This is a genomic window from Streptomyces sp. 11-1-2 (assembly GCF_003595545.1).
Classification (GTDB): domain Bacteria; phylum Actinomycetota; class Actinomycetes; order Streptomycetales; family Streptomycetaceae; genus Streptomyces; species Streptomyces hygroscopicus_B.
This window is the reverse complement of record NZ_CP022545.1, coordinates 8,106,307-8,123,624: the sequence shown is the minus strand read 5'-3', so window position 1 is coordinate 8,123,624 and position 17,318 is coordinate 8,106,307. Positions and strand designations below refer to the sequence as shown.

The following is a 17,318-nucleotide window of genomic DNA, read 5'->3' as shown; positions in this document are numbered from 1 at the left end:
TTCACGGCTGGTTCACCGACTGGTCCATCGGCTGGTCCATCGGCTGGTTGGTGCGCGGATCAGGACGGTTCCGTGCGTGGGCGTCCGTCAGCCGCGGGCGATCGCGAAGACGTGGAGATCCGCGTTGTCGGGCAGGGTGACGCTCTTGACCGTCTTGCCCTCGGGCGCGTGGAACGCCTTCGTGGCGAAGATGTACGCGTCCACCACGTCCTTGTCGCCGCCGCTGATGTTGCGGTAGCCGGTCTTGGCGAGGGTCACGTTCCCGTACTGGACCGTTCCGCCGCCGCCACCCACCGTCCAGTCGGTGAAGGCCAGCTCCGCCTCGTCCGAGCTGCCGTCGGTGTAGGTGATCTTGGCAGTGGCCTTCTGGTTGCCGTTGACCGCGCTGCCGATGAAGGACAGGCCGGTGGACTCGGGCAGGGTGATGGTCTGGCCGGTGGTGGAGGCGTTGTCGGGGCGGCCGGGCGGGGAGGCGGGCCAGGTGAAGTCCAGGCCCTGGGTGGTGCCCTTGGCGCCCGGCTCCAGGCCGGCGGCGACGAGGGCCTGGCGGGAGTAGCTCCAGCCGCCGCCGTCGTAGTCGCCCTCGTCGTGCTCGCCGTCGTCGGCGGTCGCGCCGGTGTTGTTGTACGCGGCGAGCAGAGTGCCGGGGGCGGCGACGGTCAGCGTGATCGGCTGGACGACCTTGGTGTCCTGGCTGGTCACCGTCACCTTCGCGTCGTAGAAGCCCTCGGGCGTGTCCTTCCCCGCGCGCAGGGAGATCTCCGCCGTGCCGTCCGGGCCCACCGTCCCGGAGGCGGGTGAGGCGGTGAGCCCGTCGGGGGCGTCGGTGGTGAAGCGCACCTCGGGGCGGTCGCCCTCGCCGACCGGGACGGCGGCCACCTTCACGGTCAGGCTCTCGCCCGGGGCGAGCGTGCCCGTGGTCGGCCCGACCCCGATCTGGTACGGCTGCTCGCCGTCGCGGAAGGAGGGCGGGGCGTCGGACGGGGACGCGCCCCAGGCGCGGTCCGGGGTGTCGGACAGGGTGTAGTCCAGCGTGCCGCCGTGCCGTACGAAGGACTCCGGCAGCCAGGGACGGCCGCTCGCCCGCCCGTTCACCTTCAGCGACTGGACGTACGGCGCGCCGGGCGCGGCCTGCGGGGCGCGGATGGAGATGTCCCGGGCGCCGCGGTCGATCTCGATCCTCGGGAAGAGGGGCGAGGCCAGGACGAGTTCGGCGCGGGAGGGCACCTGCGGGTACATGCCGAGGGCGGAGAAGACGTACCACGAGGACATCTCGCCGAGGTCGTCGTTGCCGGGGATGCCGTCGGGCTTGGTGGTCCACAGCTGACGCATCGCGGCGCGCACGGTCTCCTGGGTCTTGTACGGCTGCCCGGCGTACGCGTAGAGATAGGGGACGTTGATCGACGGCTCGTTGTCCAGCTCGGACTTCTCGCCGCCCTTACCGGTGAGCGCCCAGCCCCCGTCGGCGTCGTGGAAGAAGGCGTCCAGGCGCTTGATCGCGGCGTCCTTACCGCCCATCGCGGCGAAGAGACCGGCGGGGTTGTGCGGGACCATCCAGGTGTACTGGGCGCTGGTGCCCTCGACGAAGCCGTTGCCGGTGGCCGGGGTGAAGCCGGTGACCCAACTGCCGTCGGCTTTACGGTTGGCGATATAGCCGCCGGTTTCCGGGTCGGCGGCGGCGTTGAAGTTGTTCTGCCACCACTGGGCGCGGTGCGCGAAGGTGTCGGCGGTGTCCTTACGGCCCGCGGCCCGCGCAAGCTGGGAGAGGGCGAAGTCCGCGCCGGACATCTCCAGGGTCTCGGCCGCGCCGCCCCACGCGTTGGAGACGGACGGCATGTAGTGCAGCTTGAGGTACTTGTCGAGGGAGGGCCGCTGGCCGGCCGACATGATGGGCTTGCCCGCCGGGCTGAGGTCCTTCTCCGTCGGCACGGTGGCCGCCTTGAGAAGCGAGTCGAGGGCGGCGTCGAGGTCGAAGTCACCGCCGCCGAAGGCACGGATCCCGGCGAGGGCGGCGGCCGACGGATCGCCGTTCATCACATGCGTCCCCGAGGCGCCCTGGAGCCAGCGGTCCCAGACGCCGCCGTTCTGCTGGGCGAGGTTCAGCAGGGACTGGGCGATGTCGGAGCCCGTCTCCGGCTCCAGCAGGGTGAGGAGCTGGAGCTGGGAGCGGTAGATGTCCCAGCCGGAGAAGGTGCCGTACTGGGCCCGGTGGCCCCGGCTCACCCGGTGCACCGCACCGTCGCTGCCCCGGTAGCGGCCGTCGGTGTCGCTGATGACGTTGGGGTGCAGCAGGGAGTGGTAGAGCGCGGTGTAGAAGGCGGTGCGGTCCGCGTCCGCGCCGCCGCCGACCCGGATGGCGGACAGCTGCCGCCGCCAGGCGTCGTACGCCGCGGTCCGCACCTGGTCGAAGCCGCGCCGCGGCGGGTTCTCGGCGGCGAGGTTGGCCCGGGCGCCCTTGTCGCCGACGTAGCTGATGCCGACCTTGACGCCCACCCGGCGGGTGCCCGGGGCGAATTGGAGATAGCCGCCGGAGCCCTTCCCCGCCACCGGGCGGCCGTCGGTGCCAAAGCCGCCGGAGCCGCCCTCGGCGCTGGTCGTGCCGGGCCGCAGGGTGCCGTCCTGCCAGGTGCCCTGGGCGGTGAACGCGGTGTCGAACGTGGCGGTGAAGTGCAGCGTGTAGTAGCTGCGGCGCCCCTCGGGGTCGAGATAGCCGCAGAAGTTGCCGCTGGTCACCGAGCCGGAGACGGTGCGGTGCGCCGGCTCGATGGTGAGGTCGGCGTCGCTGCTGCCGACCTCGGAGGAGGAGGTGCGGATCAGCAGGGAGGCGGTCTTGTCCGCGGGGTAGCTGAAGCGGGCCGAGCCGGTACGGGCGGTGGCGGTCAGCTCCGCGCCGGCGCCGGAGGCGAGGGAGACCTTGTAGCGGCCGGGTTCGGCGGTCTCGTCGGAGTGGCTGAAGTCGGAGGCGTAGACCTGGTCCTTGGTGTCGGCGGCGGGTGAGGAGGTGACCTCGCCCACGTGGGGGAAGAAGGGGATGTCCCCGGCGCCGCCCGCACAGCCGGTGCCGGACATATGGGTGAGGCTGAAGCCGCGGACGCGGGTGGCGTCGTAGTGGTAGCCGCCGGGCGCGGCGGTGCGGGTGGCGTCGCCGCGGGTGTTCTCCGGGCTCCACGACAGCATGCCGAAGGGGGCGACGGCGCCGGGGAAGGTGTTGCCGCCGGCCGAGCTGCCGATCAGCGGATCGACGTACGCCGCCGGGTCCTTGACCAGCGTCGGCGGCGGAGCGGCCGAAGCGGGCGCGCCGGCCGCGGTGGCGAGGAGCCCCGCGGTCAGGGCCGCGGCCGCCAGGGCGGCCAGGGGTCTTGAGGGCATTGCGGTCCCACCTTGTCGGAAGGGCCGCGATCACCGGGTCGAACAAGCCGTGGGGACCGTACCGCACGGGGGCCGTCGGCCGTAAGAGTGCGCGAACGGTCTTGACAGGGACACCCGGTTGGCGGCGTACTGATCGTTAAAGCCATGCTGACAACGTTGTCGCGTTCGCCGGTCGAGCAAGCCGCTTCCGCGCACCGACAATCCCCTCACCGGACGCGCCATCATGGGCTCATGATCCTCCGCCAGCTACGCGACACCGACGAGGACGCCGAGGCCGCCTGGGAGGTGGTGGCCGCCGCCTTCGGGGACGCCGCCGCCCTCGCGGGCAAGGACGGATGGCCACCGGGGTACATCGCCGAGATCCACGACCGGCACCGGCATCTCGCCCGTACCGACCCGGGCGGCTGCTGGATCGCCCTGGACGACGCCGGTATGCCGCTCGGCGTGGCGCTGTCCGCGCGGCGCGAGGGCACCTGGGGGCTCGCGCTGCTCGCGGTGCTGCCCCGGGCCCAACGGCAGGGCGTGGGCCGTGAGTTGCTGGCCGCCGCGCTGCTGTACGGACGGGGCTGCCTGCGCGGCATCATCTGCGGATCGGAGGATCCGCGCGCGGCGAGCACCTACCGGCGTGCGGGATTCGCGCTGCATCCGGCGATGCGGCTGCGCGGCACCGTCGGACCGGAGACCAAGGAGCGGCTGTCCCCGCCCGACGGCGCCGTCCACGAGGGCGTGGCCCGCCACCGGGACCTGCTGGACTCGGTGGACCGCCGCACCCGGGGCGGCGCGCACGGCGCCGACCACGAACTGCTGCTCACCCAACGGCGGCTGCTGGTCGTGGACGACCTGGCGGGCAGCGGCTACTGCTATGTCGCCGAGGACGGCAAGGTCGAGCTGCTGGCCGCGACCTCGCGGCGGCTGGCGAAACGGCTGCTGACGGCGGCGCTGCTGTGCCTTCCGGAGGGCACCGACGCCCGGGTCGCGGCGCTGACGGCCGAGCAGCAGTGGGCGGTGGACGTGGGGCTGGAGGCCGGGCTCGAGCTGTCCACGAGCGGCTATGTGTGTCTGCGGGGCATGCCGCCGCCGATGCCCTACATCCCGTCCGGGACGTTTCTCTGATCGCAAGGCAGCTGGTACGCGGACGGGCCGCACCCCCGCCGGGGGTGCGGCCCGTCGCCGCTGCCGTAAGGCGCCGCCGTAAGCCGTGCTTACTTGCGGATCAGCGAGCGCAGCACGTACTGCATGATGCCGCCGTTGCGGTAGTAGTCCGCCTCACCGGGGGTGTCGATCCGCACCTTGGCGTCGAATTCCACCGCGCCGGCCTTGACCTTGACCGTCTCCGGAATGCCGCCCTCGTTGAGCGCGGTGACGCCGGTGACGTCGAAGGTCTCCTCGCCGGTCAGGCCCAGCGACTCCGCCGAGGCGCCCTCGGGGAACTGGAGCGGCAGGACGCCCATGCCGATGAGGTTCGAGCGGTGGATGCGCTCGTACGACTCGGCGATGACGGCCTTGACGCCGAGCAGCGCGGTGCCCTTCGCGGCCCAGTCGCGGGACGAGCCGGAGCCGTACTCCTTGCCCGCCAGGATGACCAGCGGGGTCCCGGCGGCCTGGTAGTTCTGCGAGGCGTCGTAGATGAACGAGACCGGGCCGTCCGCCTGCGTGAAGTCGCGGGTGAAGCCGCCCTCGGTGCCGGGCGCGATCTGGTTGCGCAGCCGGATGTTGGCGAAGGTGCCGCGGATCATGACCTCGTGGTTGCCCCGGCGCGAGCCGTAGGAGTTGAAGTCACGACGCTCGACACCGTGCTCGGTGAGGTACTTGCCGGCCGGGGTGTCGGCCTTGATCGCACCGGCCGGGGAGATGTGGTCGGTGGTGACCGAGTCGCCCAGCTTGGCCAGCACGCGGGCGCCCGCGATGTCCTGGACCGGGCTCGTCTCCATGGTCATGCCCTCGAAGTACGGGGGCTTGCGCACGTAGGTGGACTCGGCGTCCCACTCGAAGGTGTTGCCGGTGGGGATCGGCAGGGCCTGCCACTGCGCGTCACCCGCGAAGACGTCCTGGTAGGACTTGTTGAACATGTCCTCGCCGATGGCGTTGGCCACGACGTCGTTGACCTCGGCCTCGGTCGGCCAGATGTCCTGCAGGAAGACCGGCTTGCCGTCCTGGTCGGTGCCCAGCGCGTCCGTGGTGATGTTCACCTTCATCGAACCGGCGATGGCGTACGCGACGACCAGCGGCGGGGATGCCAGGTAGTTCATCTTGACGTCGGGGTTGATCCGTCCCTCGAAGTTCCGGTTGCCGGAGAGCACCGAAGTGACGGCGAGGTCGGCCTCGTTGACGGCCTTGGAGACCTCGTCCGGCAGCGGGCCGGAGTTGCCGATGCAGGTGGTGCAGCCGTAGCCGACGAGGTTGAAGCCGACCTTGTCGAGGTAGGGGGTCAGGCCCGCCTTGTCGAAGTAGTCGGTGACGACCTTCGAGCCCGGGGCCAGGGTGGTCTTGACCCACGGCTTGCGGGTCAGGCCCTTCTCGACCGCCTTCTTGGCCACCAGGGCGGCGGCGACCATGACGTACGGGTTCGAGGTGTTGGTGCAGGAGGTGATCGCGGCGACGGTGACGGCGCCGTGGTCGATCTCGTACGTCGAACCGTCGGGGGCGGTGACCAGGGTCGGCTTGGTGGGCACGCCGTTGGAGACGGCCGGGGAGTCGGAGGCCGGGAAGGACTCGTCACCGGCCTCGTCCAGGTCGGCCACGGGGAGGTAGGCACGGACGTCCTGCGCGAACTTCTCGGCCGCCTCGGCGAGCACGATGCGGTCCTGCGGGCGCTTGGGGCCGGCGATCGACGGGACGACCGTCGACAGGTCCAGCTCCAGCTTCTCGGAGAAGTCCGGCTCGGCGGCCGGGTCCAGCCACAGGCCCTGCTGCTTGGCATACGCCTCGACGAGCGCGACCTGCTGCTCGGAGCGGCCGGTGAGCTTGAGGTAGTTCAGGGTCTCGTCGTCGATCGGGAAGATCGCGGCGGTGGAGCCGAACTCCGGCGACATGTTGCCGATGGTGGCGCGGTTGGCGAGCGAGGTGGCGGCGACGCCCTCGCCGTAGAACTCGACGAACTTGCCGACGACACCGTGCTTGCGCAGCATCTCGGTGATGGTCAGCACGAGGTCGGTGGCGGTGGTGCCGGGCTTCAGCTCACCGGTCAGCTTGAAGCCGACGACGCGCGGGATGAGCATCGAGACGGGCTGGCCGAGCATCGCGGCCTCGGCCTCGATGCCGCCGACGCCCCAGCCGAGCACACCGAGGCCGTTGACCATGGTGGTGTGGGAGTCGGTGCCGACGAGGGTGTCCGGGTACGCCTGGCCACCCCGGACCATGACGGTGCGGGCCAGGTGCTCGATGTTCACCTGGTGGACGATGCCGGTGCCGGGCGGGACGACCTTGAACTCGTCGAACGCGGTCTGGCCCCAGCGCAGGAACTGGTAGCGCTCCTTGTTGCGGCCGTACTCCAGCTCCACGTTCTGGGCGAAGGCGTCGTTGGTGCCGAACTTGTCGGCGATCACGGAGTGGTCGATGACCAGCTCGGCCGGGGCCAGCGGGTTGATCTTCGCCGGGTCGCCGCCGAGCTCCTTGACGGCCTCACGCATGGTGGCGAGGTCCACCACACAGGGCACACCGGTGAAGTCCTGCATGATCACGCGGGCCGGCGTGAACTGGATCTCCTGGCTGGGCTGGGCCTGCGAGTCCCAGTTGCTCAGGGCGCGGATGTGGTCGGCGGTGATGTTCGCGCCGTCCTCGGTGCGGAGCAGGTTCTCCAGCAGAACCTTCAGGCTGTATGGAAGCCGGGCCGACCCCTCGACCTTGTCCAGCCTGAAGATCTCGTACGATTCGTCGCCCACCTGCAGGGTGCTGCGGGCGTCGAAGCTGTTCGCCGACACGACAGTCTCCTTCATGCATGATTTCGCGCGTACCACCGCAATGCTGCCGTCACATGCCCGCGCCGATCCGCTAAGGTATGGCTAAGTTAGGCAAGCCTTACCGGTGCGGGGCGGCGATGCGTCTTCCAGCAGGTATCTCGATGTCGAGATAACTCTAATACATCGCCCCCGCGCGGTCATGCCCTGCCCGGGCGCGAGCGCGCCCCCCGGGTCGGTTCATGGGCGCTCACCGGCGTTCACCGGTAAGGGTGACCGCTTGCCGTAAGGGCCCCGGATGGCGGCGTTCCGCGTTAGACCTGAGGCCATGAGCATGCGCGCGGACGCGACCGACGGCCCCGGAACGGACGACGGCCGGGCCCGAACCGGCCCCGGTCACCCCCGAGTTCGGAACTGAGCCGCCCCGGCCCCCGCGATACTGCTGCCATGGACCCGCACCTGCTCCGCACGTTCGTCTCCGTGGCCCGCTGCGGATCCTTCTCCGACGCCGCCCATGAGCTGGGCTTCACCCCGGCGGCGGTCTCCGAGCACATCGCGTCCCTCGAAGCGGATCTGCGCACGTCACTGCTGACCCGGCGGCCGGTCATGCTCACCAGCGCGGGCGCACGGCTGCTGGAACACGCCGGTCCGCTGCTGCTGCGGCTGGACGCGGCGCGAGCCGATGTCGAGCGGCTGTCGGGGTCCGGCGCCGCCCGGCTGGTGGTGGGGGCCTCGCCGCTGGCGATGACCCCGAGAATCGCCGCGGCCCTGGACCGGGTGCGCCAGGCGCATCCGGCCATCCGGGCCTCGCTGCGGATCCTCGGCCGCCGGGAGATCCCGGCGGCGGTGGCGTCCGGGGCGCTGGACCTGGGGCTGATCGACGGCCCGGCCACCCCCGCCGACGCCCTGCCGCTGCCCGAGGTGGGTCCGCTCACCACGGTCACGGTCGCGGAGGCCCCGCTGGTGGTGGCCCTGCCCACCGGCCATCCGCTGGCCCGCCGGCTCGGCCTGCGGCTGGCCGACCTCGCCGACGCCCATTGGCTGGACGCCCCGGACGCCGCCATGCCGCTCGCGCAACTGCGCGCGATGAGCCGGAGCGGCGGCTTCCGCGCCTCGCTGACGTACGAGGGCACCGATGTACGCGGCCTCGTCGCCCTCACCGCCGCGGGCCACGGCCTGGCCCTCCTCCCCCACCCCGCCACCAAGAGCGCCCCCGGCATCGTCACGGCCCCCTTGATCGCCCCCCGCCTGGTCCACCGCACCGAACTCCTCCACGGCCCCGCGGTGGACGGCCCGGCGCGGACGCTGGCGGCGGTGGTGACGGGGGATCGTCACCGGTACGGGTGATCGCTGGGCATATTTGCCCAAGCCCGTGGAGGATTGCGATAGACCTTGCGCAGTCGTCATGCTGCAGTTACGCCGCCTGGTGGAGGACCGATGAGCGCGCAACCCCATTCGGAAACGGCTTCGTATGTGGCCGACGACCCCGAAACCGCATTGAAGTACGCGATCCAGCACATCCGGGGGGATGACCGGGTGCAGATCGTGGAGGGGGTCATCGAGCAGTTGTCACCGACATGGGACCATGAGAACGCCGCCGACGTGATCCGCGAACAGATCGGGCCGGTCATGCGCAAGCTCGACTGCAGAGCTGGGTCGGGAAATCTGGACTTGCCGGGCAGCAGCAACTGGTACGTACCGGATCTGGCCGTTGTGCCACGCGAGCTCGCCAAAGGTGGAGGAGCCCTGCTCCCCGACCAGACCTTCCTGGTCGTCGAGGTGACCTCCGATTCGAACGGGGACACCGACCGGATCGTCAAGCGGCGGCGCTATGCCGAGTACGGCGCCCCGCTGTATCTGCTGGTCGACCGGCAGCAACGCGCCTGCACGCTCTATTCCGCGCCAGGGAGCCTCGGCTACACCAAGGTGGACGGCCCCCACCCCTTCGGCACCCCCCTCGCGCTCCCGGAGCCGTTCGATCTGGAGCTGGACACCTCCGAGTTCTGATGGGCGGCAGCCGCCCGGCGGCTGACCGGAAAGCGCGCGCCGGCGAGAGGAAACACACCCGGATGGCCGTCACTCCTTCGCCCCCTCCGGTCGCGTGCGCATCTCATATGTGAGATAGCCTCTTCTGCATGACTGACGACTACCTCGCACGTATCGGCAAGCTCATCCGTGACGCCCGCCAACACCGAGGCTGGACCCAGTCCCAGCTCGCGGAGGCGCTCGGCACAAGCCAGAGTGCGGTCAACCGCATTGAGCGGGGAAACCAGAACATCAGCCTTGAGATGATCGCCAGGATCGGCGAGGCCCTGGACAGTGAGATCGTCTCCCTCGGCTACGCGGGCCCGATGCACCTTCGGGTGGTCGGCGGCCGCAGTCTCTCCGGTGCCATCGACGTCAAGACGAGCAAGAACGCGTGTGTGGCGCTGCTGTGTGCCACGCTGCTCAACGCGGGCCGTACGACACTGCGGAGAGTCGCCAGGATCGAGGAGGTCTACCGGATCCTCGAGGTCCTGGGCAGCATCGGCGTACGCACCCGCTGGATCAACGACGGCGCCGATCTGGAGATCGTGCCGCCCGCCGAGTTGGACCTCGAGGCCATGGACACCGAGGCCGCCCGCCGGACGCGCAGCGTCATCATGTTCCTCGGTCCGCTGCTGCACCGGATGAACCACTTCCGGATTCCCTACGCGGGCGGTTGCGACCTCGGCACCCGCACCGTTCAGCCGCATATGACCGCCTTGCGTCACTTTGGCCTCGAAGTGACCGCCACCGACGGGATGTACCACTCCGCGGTCGATCGCTCGGTCGCCCCCACCCGCGCCATCGTGCTGACCGAACGGGGCGACACCGTCACCGAGAACGCGCTGCTGGCGGCCGCCCGGCACGACGGCGTCACGGTGATCCGCAACGCCTCGTCCAACTACATGGTCCAGGATCTCTGCTTCTTCCTGGAGGAGTTGGGCGTCAAGGTCGAGGGCGTGGGCACCACGACGCTGACCGTCCACGGCGTCGCCCACATCGACCGCGATGTGGACTACTCGCCCTCCGAGGACCCGGTCGAGGCGATGAGCCTGCTGGCCGCCGCCGTCATCACCGAGTCGGAGCTGACGATCCGCCGGGTGCCGGTGGAGTTCCTGGAGATCGAGCTGGCCGTCCTGGAGGAGATGGGGCTGGACCACGAGCGCGGCCGGGAGTACGCGGCGGACAACGGCCGCACCCGGCTGGTCGACCTGACCGTGCGGCCGTCCAAGCTGCAGGCCCCCATCGACAAGATCCACCCGATGCCGTTTCCCGGCGTCAACATCGACAACGTGCCCTTCTTCGCGGCGATCGCGGCCGTCGCCCAGGGCTCGACGCTGATCCACGACTGGGTCTACGACAACCGCGCGATCTACCTCACCGAGCTCAACCGGCTCGGCGCCCACGTCAAACTCCTCGACCCGCACCGCGTCCTGGTCGAGGGCCCGACCCGCTGGCGCTCCGCCGAGATGATGTGCCCGCCCGCCCTGCGCCCCGCGGTGGTCGTCCTGCTGGCGATGATGGCCGCGCCGGGCACCTCGGTTCTGCGCAATGTGTACGTCATCAACCGGGGTTACGAGGACCTGGCCGAGCGGCTGAACTCGATCGGCGCCCAGATCGAGACCTTCCGCGACATCTGACCAAGCGTCTGCCGCCGCACCCGGTCCGACCTGTGAGGCAGCATCTCAGGAGGAGGTGCGGCGGCAGCCGTGGGACTTTCCTGCCAGAGATGAGCTCGCCTGCTGGGGTGGGTCGCGCGGCGATGGTCAGGAGGACGGCCCCGGCGTCGCGGCCGACGCGCCACCCTCCGCGAGCTGAGTCCGCACACCGCGAGGCACACGCAGGCCGTGACTGCGCAGGTTGCCGATGAATCGTGCGACGAGCGGATCCGGTTCCCCGGACGTCCCGCATGGCACCGCCCTCGCGCAGCAGATCGCCGAGGCCGCCCCCGCGAGCGCCCATGTCGTCAAGGCGTTCAACACCATCTTCGGCCATGTCCTGGCCGAGGACCGCCCGCTGGACGTGTTCATGGCCGGCGACGACGCGCAGGCCAAGGCGAGCATGTCCGCGTTCATCGAGAGCATCGGACTGCGCCCGCTGGACACCGGCGATCTGAAGATGGCGCGGTGGCTGGAGGGAGCGGGCCTGCTAATGATGGGCCTGGGCCGCCATGGCGTGGGGAACTACGACTTCTCTCTCGGCGTCAGCCTTCCCGGCTGAGCGCTCCTGCGCCCGCCGCTGCCGCGCATGCGGCGCGTGACGCCATCCCGGCCTGCCAGGATCCCGTCTGCCAGGCTCCCGCTTGCCAGGCCGGGATGGCGGGCAGCCCGCGCACCATCCAGTCCATGGAAACACCGTGAGGTTGTCCGGTCAGCCCAGCGACGCGCTGGCCGCACGCAGTTCGTCCAGGGCCGCCAGGGCGTACCCGGCGAGCTCGTCCTTGCCGTCACGGTCGCCCGCCGACCATTCGGCGTACCCCCGCTTGAAGGCGAGAAGGCCCAGTTCGCCCGCGAGAGCCGCGGTCGGATCGGGTACGCCGCGGGCGACCAGAGCGGTTGTCATCGCGGCCGCGAGGCTGACGCTTTTGAGGGCGTCACGCTCTTGAAGCTCGGCGCTGGCGGCGACGGCCGCCTTCAGACGAGGGACCAGTTCTCGATTGATGGGGCCCATGGCGGTCGAGGCGCGCTCGAGACCGGCAGCGACCGCCTCGAGCGGACTGGCGCCATCGGGCGCCTCGGCGATCCCCTCGGCCAGCAGCCGGCTCAGCGTCTCCTGCCCGGCCACCAGCAGCTCGCGCTTATCGGGGAAGTGCCGGAAGAACGTGCTTTTGGTGACCCCGGCGCGCTCGGCGATCTGCGCGACCGTCGTGGCGTCGTAACCCTGCTCGGTGAACAGGTCGACCGCGGCCACGACGAGGCGTTCGCGCGCCCCTGGTTCCCACCTGCCCATGGGCCCATCATAGGCGATGGGACTCTTGTCCCATCACTCGGCTATAGTGACGGGACAAGAGTCCCATCACTCGCGGGAGAATTTCCATGCGCGTCTTTGTCACCGGCGGCACCGGCCTGATCGGGTCCGCCGTCATCGCCGAGCTGCTCGGCAGCGGCCACACCATCCTCGCGCTCGCCCGCTCCGACGCGTCCGCACTGGCCGCCGAGGCGGCCGGCGCCGAGCCGCTCCGAGGAGCTCTCGCCGATCTGGACATCCTTCGCACCGGTGCCGCGCAGGCCGACGGGGTGATCCACCTCGCATTCGCCAATGACTTCAGCAGCCCCGACGCCCTCGCGAAGGCGGTCGCCGAGGAAAGCGCCGCCATCGCGACCCTCGGCGAGGAGCTCGTCGGCAGCGACCGCCCCTTCGTCACCGTCTCGGGTACGCCCCATGCGCCGGGCCGCGCCTCCACCGAGGCCGACCCCCTCATGACCGATGGGCCTGTCGGTGGCCGCGGTCGCGCGGTCACGGCGGCCCTCGGCCTGGCCTCGCGCGGGGTCCGGAGCACGGCCGTACGCCTGCCGCGCACGGTTCACAACCAGGGCACGGGCGGGTTCGCCGGCCTGCTGACCGACATCGCACGCCGGACCGGAATATCCGGCTACCCGGGAGACGGCGCACAGCGCTGGCCGGCCGTGCACGCACTCGACACGGCAGTCCTCTTCCGGCTGGCCCTGGAGCAGGCACCGGCCGGCAGCTCCTGGCACGCCGTGGCCGACGAGGGAGACACAGTGCGTGATATCGCCTCGGTCATCGGCCGCCGGCTGGGCCTGCCGGTCGAGTCGGTGTCATCGGAGACCTACGGCCCCCTCGGCCCGATCTTCGCGACCGACCAGCCCTCATCCAGCACCCACACCCGAGAGGCGCTCGGCTGGGAGCCGAAGCACCCGTCCCTCCTGGAGGACCTGGAGAACATCCAGCCCTGAGCGGCGGCCGGGAAGACCGGCCGGGCCCGCTGCCGGCGCCCGCGCCGGCAGCGGAAGACCCTCACCTCCGGACCCTGGTGACCCGGCCTCTACCGTCGGCATCCGTCGAGCAGCAGCCGAATGGTGAGGCGCGCGTCGTACTTCGGATCGACCCTCTCTCCGCCCGCGCAGATGTCGCCGATCGCGCGGATCAACTGGTAGGGGGAGATGTCGGCCGTGACCTCGCCCGCGTCCCGGGCGGCGCTGAGGATGTCGGCGAGAGCCGGCACGAGGCGCTCGATGAACAGTGCGTGCAGGGCGGTGAAGCCGTCGGGATCGTCGCGCATGGCGGCGGCGAGCCCGTGCTTGGTCGCCAGGAAGTCCACAAAGAGTTCCACCCATTGACGCAGCGCGGCGAACGGTGACGTCGCCGTCGCAAGCAGGGTGGGCCCGGCTTCGGCACAGGTGTCGACCTGGTGCCGATACACGGCCACGACGAGGTCCGCGCGCGTAGGGAAGTGCCGGTAGATCGTGCCCATGCCGACGCCCGCCGCGGCGGCGATCCGGCGCACCGGCGCGTCCACTCCGTCCGTGACGAACACCGACGCCGCGGCATCGAGCAGAGCCCTCTCGTTCCGCCGGGCGTCCGCGCGCTTGGCGGAGCTCGGGGTGGTCGACAACGGCTTGTCGCCTTCACTCACGGGGCGCTCCTGTTCTACGACCGCGCTTGCCAAGCGGAACGCCGCTCCGCATATTCAGAACGTCGCTCCGCTTAACCCGCGTATCCGGTAGCTCATGTCGTCGGACCTGCGCCGGCGACGCATGTATTCCCCCATGAACGCGGCGCTCATCGCAACCGAAGAGCAGCCCCACATGCCCGCACGACCCGACACGGCCGCCCCGCGCACCGTTCCCTCATCGACCACTGCGATCAGCCCACATCCCTCGATTCGCCGACTCTCGACAGCACTCCCGCCGACCCGCGGTACCCCGACATCTGGCGCATCCGGGGCCAGGACGTCGAGCGCTTACTCGACGAACGAACTCGACCACATCGTCGCCGCGGTCCCCGGCCTCGGCGACCACGTCGACAGCGAGCGCATCGCCGTCGCGGGACACTCCTGAGGCGGGCAGACCGTCAGCATGCCGCCCGGCGCGCGCGTTGTCGGCGCGGACGGGCAGCCCGGCCCCGACAAGACCGACACTCGGGTGAAAGCGGGCGCACTGCTCGCTACGACAGCTGCTGGCCGTACCACTCGACGTCACCGACCACGAGCAGGCCGCCGCGGCCGCCGCCGCGGGCATCGAGCGTTTCGGCAGAATCGACGTGCTGGTCAACAACGCCGTACCGAGTTCCGGTCTGCGCGCAGCATGCGCCGGGCAAGCGGCCCCCTTACGGCCCACGCCGATGCGGTCTGCACGTTCCTGACCGCGGTGGACGCCGGCGACGGCAACCAGCCCGGGGATCCCGCCAAGGCCGCCGCCATCCTGCGACTGGCCACCGAGCCGGAACCCCCGCCCCGACTGCAGTTGGGCAGCGACTGCGTGTCTCTGGTCGAGGGCAAGCTCGGCTTCGTCGCCAAGGAACTGGACCAGTGGCGCGAGTGGGCCCTGTCCGCCGATTTCCGCTCCGCGTAGCAGATAGCAGATAGCAGGCCGCCGGTCGCGCCTTACTGCTCCCCAGCGACTTACTACTCCCCCAGCGACGCGGCGGCGCCGGCCAGCAGCCAGTCGAGGCCGAGCTCGAAGCTCGCCTCAGGATCGTCGTTGTACAGCAACTCGCTGAAACCCGTGTCGGCGAGGTGGGGCAGCTTGCCGGTGTCGATCTGCGTCTGGACGAATGCGGTGGTGGCGTCGCGGCGGGCGGTGTTCGCCGCGGCCGTGGCGCGGCGCCGAATCCCGCCGGACAGCTCGGCCATGACATGGCCGAACGTGAACGTATCGACCGCAAGGATGAGCGCGCGCCGAACAGCGCTGTCGGCGTTGAGTTCGCGAACCGCGGCAGCGGACTCGTCCATGCGCTTGAGCGAGGCGGGGCCGATCGGGCACCCGGTGTCGCGCGTCGCGAGCAACCAGGGGTGGCGCAGGGCAGCGGCCCTGTTGTGCCTGGCGACCAGGCGCAGTGCCGCCCGCCAGTCGGCGGGAACGTCACCCACGAGCGTCTCCTCCACCACCGCATCGTGCATGAGGTCGAGGAGGTCGTCCTTGCTGTCGAAGTGTGCGTAAAGGCTCATCGGACGGGCCTTCAGCTCGCGCGCGATCCGGCGGATGGAGACGGCGTCGAGGCCCTCGCTGTCGGCAACCGCTATCGCCGCTTGGACGATCCGCTCGCGCGTCAGCGGATGAGGTTTCGCCTCGCGCTCGGCCTCGCGAATCCAGAACGGCTCGCTGTGGCTCTTGGGCAGGCGCTCGCCGGATGGACGCGGAGGGGGTGTCGGCACAGACCGAAGTGTAGCGAGATGTAGCGAGACGAGATCCGAGTGTGCGATACGCTGTACCGAGAACGATACGACGTATCACCCTCCTGTCATGGAGCTCCCCCTAATCGCTGCTCTGCCACTAATCGCTGCTCTGCCACGGAAGGAACAAAGTGGAGACCGTCCCTTGCTATCGATTCGTCGAGAACGACCTGACCTCGGCGAACGGAGACATGTCCTGGCGGGTCGGAGAGTGGAACAAGGTGAGCGGGCCCATCGCCTGTTGCTCCAGCGGTCTGCACGCGTCGTCGACACCCAGGGACTCCCTTCGAAACGTATACGGACAGCGGTGGTTCATCGCGGAAGCGAAGGGAGAAATCTCCCACCGGGGCCACAAGTTCGCGGCGAGCGAGATGAGGCTCGTTGAGGAGATTCCGGTTACCGTCCTACGGCGCTTCGCCATCAGATGCGCGAAAGACAGCCTCGACTACATCGAGCGGCGGCAACCGCTCGATACGCGGATACATCAATGCATCGAGGCCGCCCAGGGATATCTTCACGGTGAGCTCCGGGAAGAGGAGTTGCTCCAAGGGCGCCAAGCGGTTGGCGACGCACTTGCCTCCGGGGCAGTCGCCGGTGCCGACACCGGACGCGCCACGGCTGCCGCGATCGCCGCGTCCTGTGCCGCGAACGGGGATGCCGCGAGCTGGACAGCCGCCGCAGCAGCGGCCGCGTACGCTGCCCACGTTGCCGCGGATGCCATCAAGGCGGTCGGCGCCCTTACGGCCACGTACGCGACGGTGCACGATGTCGCGGCAGGCATCGCCGCCGCGCAGGCCGCCGATCATGCGGCGGCCTGCGCGCACACAGCCGCCGCCGCAGGAGCCGTCGCGCACGCCGCGGGCGTGGCCGCGGCGCGCGGTGCCTACGCGGCGGATACCGTTTCCGACCCCTACTTTGTTGCCTTCTCGGCGTTTGCCGAGCATCCCGCCGATCATCACTACCGAGCCCAGAATGCGGTACTGCTCGAGTTGATCGGCGACTCGACAGGAACGCGTACCTGACCCTCAGGCGCGCTGTGGCCAGTGCGGGAAAGCGTGCTGTCTGCCCGCGACGGTTGGGATCGCCGCGGCGATTCCCGGAAACCGGGGGCCGTGTGTGGCAGTTTCACGCGCCGTCGGCAGCCACCGAGTTCCTGACGGCGTCCAGACCGGTGGCATGGGAAACCATGGGCTGGTAATCGAGTTCGGCCACGGCCTTGTCCGTCCACAGAGTGCACGGCTGCCCGAGGAACCACCGGGCGGGAACGGGCACCTCGTGGGCGGCGGTCGTGACGTCGGTCGTGTGCCGGCCTCCGTCGATCCAGGCGAACTGTCCCGCCCTCGCCGCGGCCACCAGGCCCTCGATGAGGACGCTGCCGGGACCCCAGACGAACCGGGGGCGGATCGACACCGTGGCGAAGCCGGGGGCGTTCGCGTCGAGCACGATCTTCTCGGCAGCGGCCTTGAGCCTCTCCTTCGCCTCGTGCGCTGTGGATGGCTTCGCTTCGGGCGCGGCAGCGGCTCTCGGAAGGCCGACGCTCCCCGGAGAGCTGTTTGAATAAATTAGGAATAATTCTTGACAGGGTTTCGGCCGCGGGCCACAGTCTTCGCCGTGACGCCGTCGACGCCCGTCCGAGGGCGGCCGCGTCATGTCTCCTCCTGCTTCCCAACCTT

Annotated in this window: 13 protein-coding genes and 1 pseudogene; 8 read left to right on the top strand and 6 right to left on the bottom strand. The window is 70.3% G+C overall.

Features of this window, described 5'->3' with window-relative positions:
* Positions 1-87: 87 nt before the first annotated feature.
* On the bottom strand, positions 88-3,369 hold the full coding sequence (locus tag CGL27_RS34920; protein ID WP_119991798.1) for a GH92 family glycosyl hydrolase: 3,282 nt from the start codon (positions 3,367-3,369) through the stop codon (positions 88-90).
* 231 nt (positions 3,370-3,600) lie between these two features.
* On the opposite strand from CGL27_RS34920, the gene CGL27_RS34915 reads away from it, so the two are divergent.
* Positions 3,601-4,482 (top strand): GNAT family N-acetyltransferase, encoded by an 882-nt coding sequence (locus CGL27_RS34915; protein WP_078644367.1) that lies wholly within the window; start codon positions 3,601-3,603, stop codon positions 4,480-4,482.
* Between the two features lie 89 nt (positions 4,483-4,571).
* Here the strand turns inward: CGL27_RS34915 and acnA are convergent, their stop codons facing one another.
* The gene (gene acnA / locus CGL27_RS34910; RefSeq protein ID WP_078644366.1) at positions 4,572-7,289 is read right to left on the bottom strand and encodes an aconitate hydratase AcnA; all 2,718 of its coding nucleotides are present in this window, start codon (positions 7,287-7,289) and stop codon (positions 4,572-4,574) included.
* A gap of 423 nt (positions 7,290-7,712) precedes the next feature.
* Here acnA and CGL27_RS34905 point away from each other — a divergent pair, with 423 nt between their 5' ends.
* The 4 genes and pseudogenes from CGL27_RS34905 to CGL27_RS34885 all read left to right on the top strand — a co-directional run.
* Positions 7,713-8,612 (top strand): LysR family transcriptional regulator, encoded by a 900-nt coding sequence (locus CGL27_RS34905; RefSeq protein ID WP_078644365.1) that lies wholly within the window; start codon positions 7,713-7,715, stop codon positions 8,610-8,612.
* A gap of 90 nt (positions 8,613-8,702) precedes the next feature.
* The gene (locus tag CGL27_RS34900) at positions 8,703-9,272 is read left to right on the top strand and encodes a Uma2 family endonuclease (protein WP_119991797.1); all 570 of its coding nucleotides are present in this window, start codon (positions 8,703-8,705) and stop codon (positions 9,270-9,272) included.
* Between the two features lie 128 nt (positions 9,273-9,400).
* Positions 9,401-10,930, top strand: coding sequence for a UDP-N-acetylglucosamine 1-carboxyvinyltransferase (locus CGL27_RS34895; protein WP_078644363.1), 1,530 nt, complete (start codon positions 9,401-9,403; stop codon positions 10,928-10,930).
* A 262-nt stretch (positions 10,931-11,192) separates the two neighbouring features.
* A pseudogene (locus CGL27_RS34885) lies at positions 11,193-11,510 on the top strand (NADP oxidoreductase); the annotation flags it as partial.
* A gap of 150 nt (positions 11,511-11,660) precedes the next feature.
* Here CGL27_RS34885 and CGL27_RS34880 read toward each other — a convergent pair.
* Positions 11,661-12,239, bottom strand: a complete 579-nt coding sequence (locus CGL27_RS34880; protein WP_119991796.1) for a TetR/AcrR family transcriptional regulator — start codon at positions 12,237-12,239, stop codon at positions 11,661-11,663.
* 86 nt (positions 12,240-12,325) lie between these two features.
* On the opposite strand from CGL27_RS34880, the gene CGL27_RS34875 reads away from it, so the two are divergent.
* Positions 12,326-13,207, top strand: coding sequence for an SDR family oxidoreductase (locus CGL27_RS34875; RefSeq protein WP_119991795.1), 882 nt, complete (start codon positions 12,326-12,328; stop codon positions 13,205-13,207).
* 89 nt (positions 13,208-13,296) lie between these two features.
* Here CGL27_RS34875 and CGL27_RS34870 read toward each other — a convergent pair whose 3' ends face one another.
* Complete coding sequence (locus CGL27_RS34870; RefSeq protein WP_119991794.1) at positions 13,297-13,887, bottom strand: TetR/AcrR family transcriptional regulator; 591 nt, start codon at positions 13,885-13,887, stop codon at positions 13,297-13,299.
* A gap of 670 nt (positions 13,888-14,557) precedes the next feature.
* Between CGL27_RS34870 and CGL27_RS50360 the strand changes: the two genes are divergently transcribed.
* Positions 14,558-14,824 carry a hypothetical protein gene (locus CGL27_RS50360; RefSeq protein ID WP_162953134.1) on the top strand — a complete coding sequence of 89 codons (267 nt, stop codon included), beginning with the start codon at positions 14,558-14,560 and terminating at the stop codon, positions 14,822-14,824.
* A gap of 53 nt (positions 14,825-14,877) precedes the next feature.
* On the opposite strand, the gene CGL27_RS34855 is transcribed toward CGL27_RS50360, so the two are convergent.
* Complete coding sequence (locus CGL27_RS34855; RefSeq protein ID WP_119991793.1) at positions 14,878-15,627, bottom strand: TetR/AcrR family transcriptional regulator; 750 nt, start codon at positions 15,625-15,627, stop codon at positions 14,878-14,880.
* Between the two features lie 149 nt (positions 15,628-15,776).
* Between CGL27_RS34855 and CGL27_RS50355 the strand changes: the two genes are divergently transcribed.
* On the top strand, positions 15,777-16,667 hold the full coding sequence (locus CGL27_RS50355) for a hypothetical protein (RefSeq protein WP_162953133.1): 891 nt from the start codon (positions 15,777-15,779) through the stop codon (positions 16,665-16,667).
* A 103-nt stretch (positions 16,668-16,770) separates the two neighbouring features.
* Here the strand turns inward: CGL27_RS50355 and CGL27_RS53255 are convergent, their stop codons facing one another.
* The gene (locus tag CGL27_RS53255; RefSeq protein ID WP_276147890.1) at positions 16,771-17,295 is read right to left on the bottom strand and encodes a hypothetical protein; all 525 of its coding nucleotides are present in this window, start codon (positions 17,293-17,295) and stop codon (positions 16,771-16,773) included.
* Between the last annotated feature and the right edge of the window lie 23 nt (positions 17,296-17,318).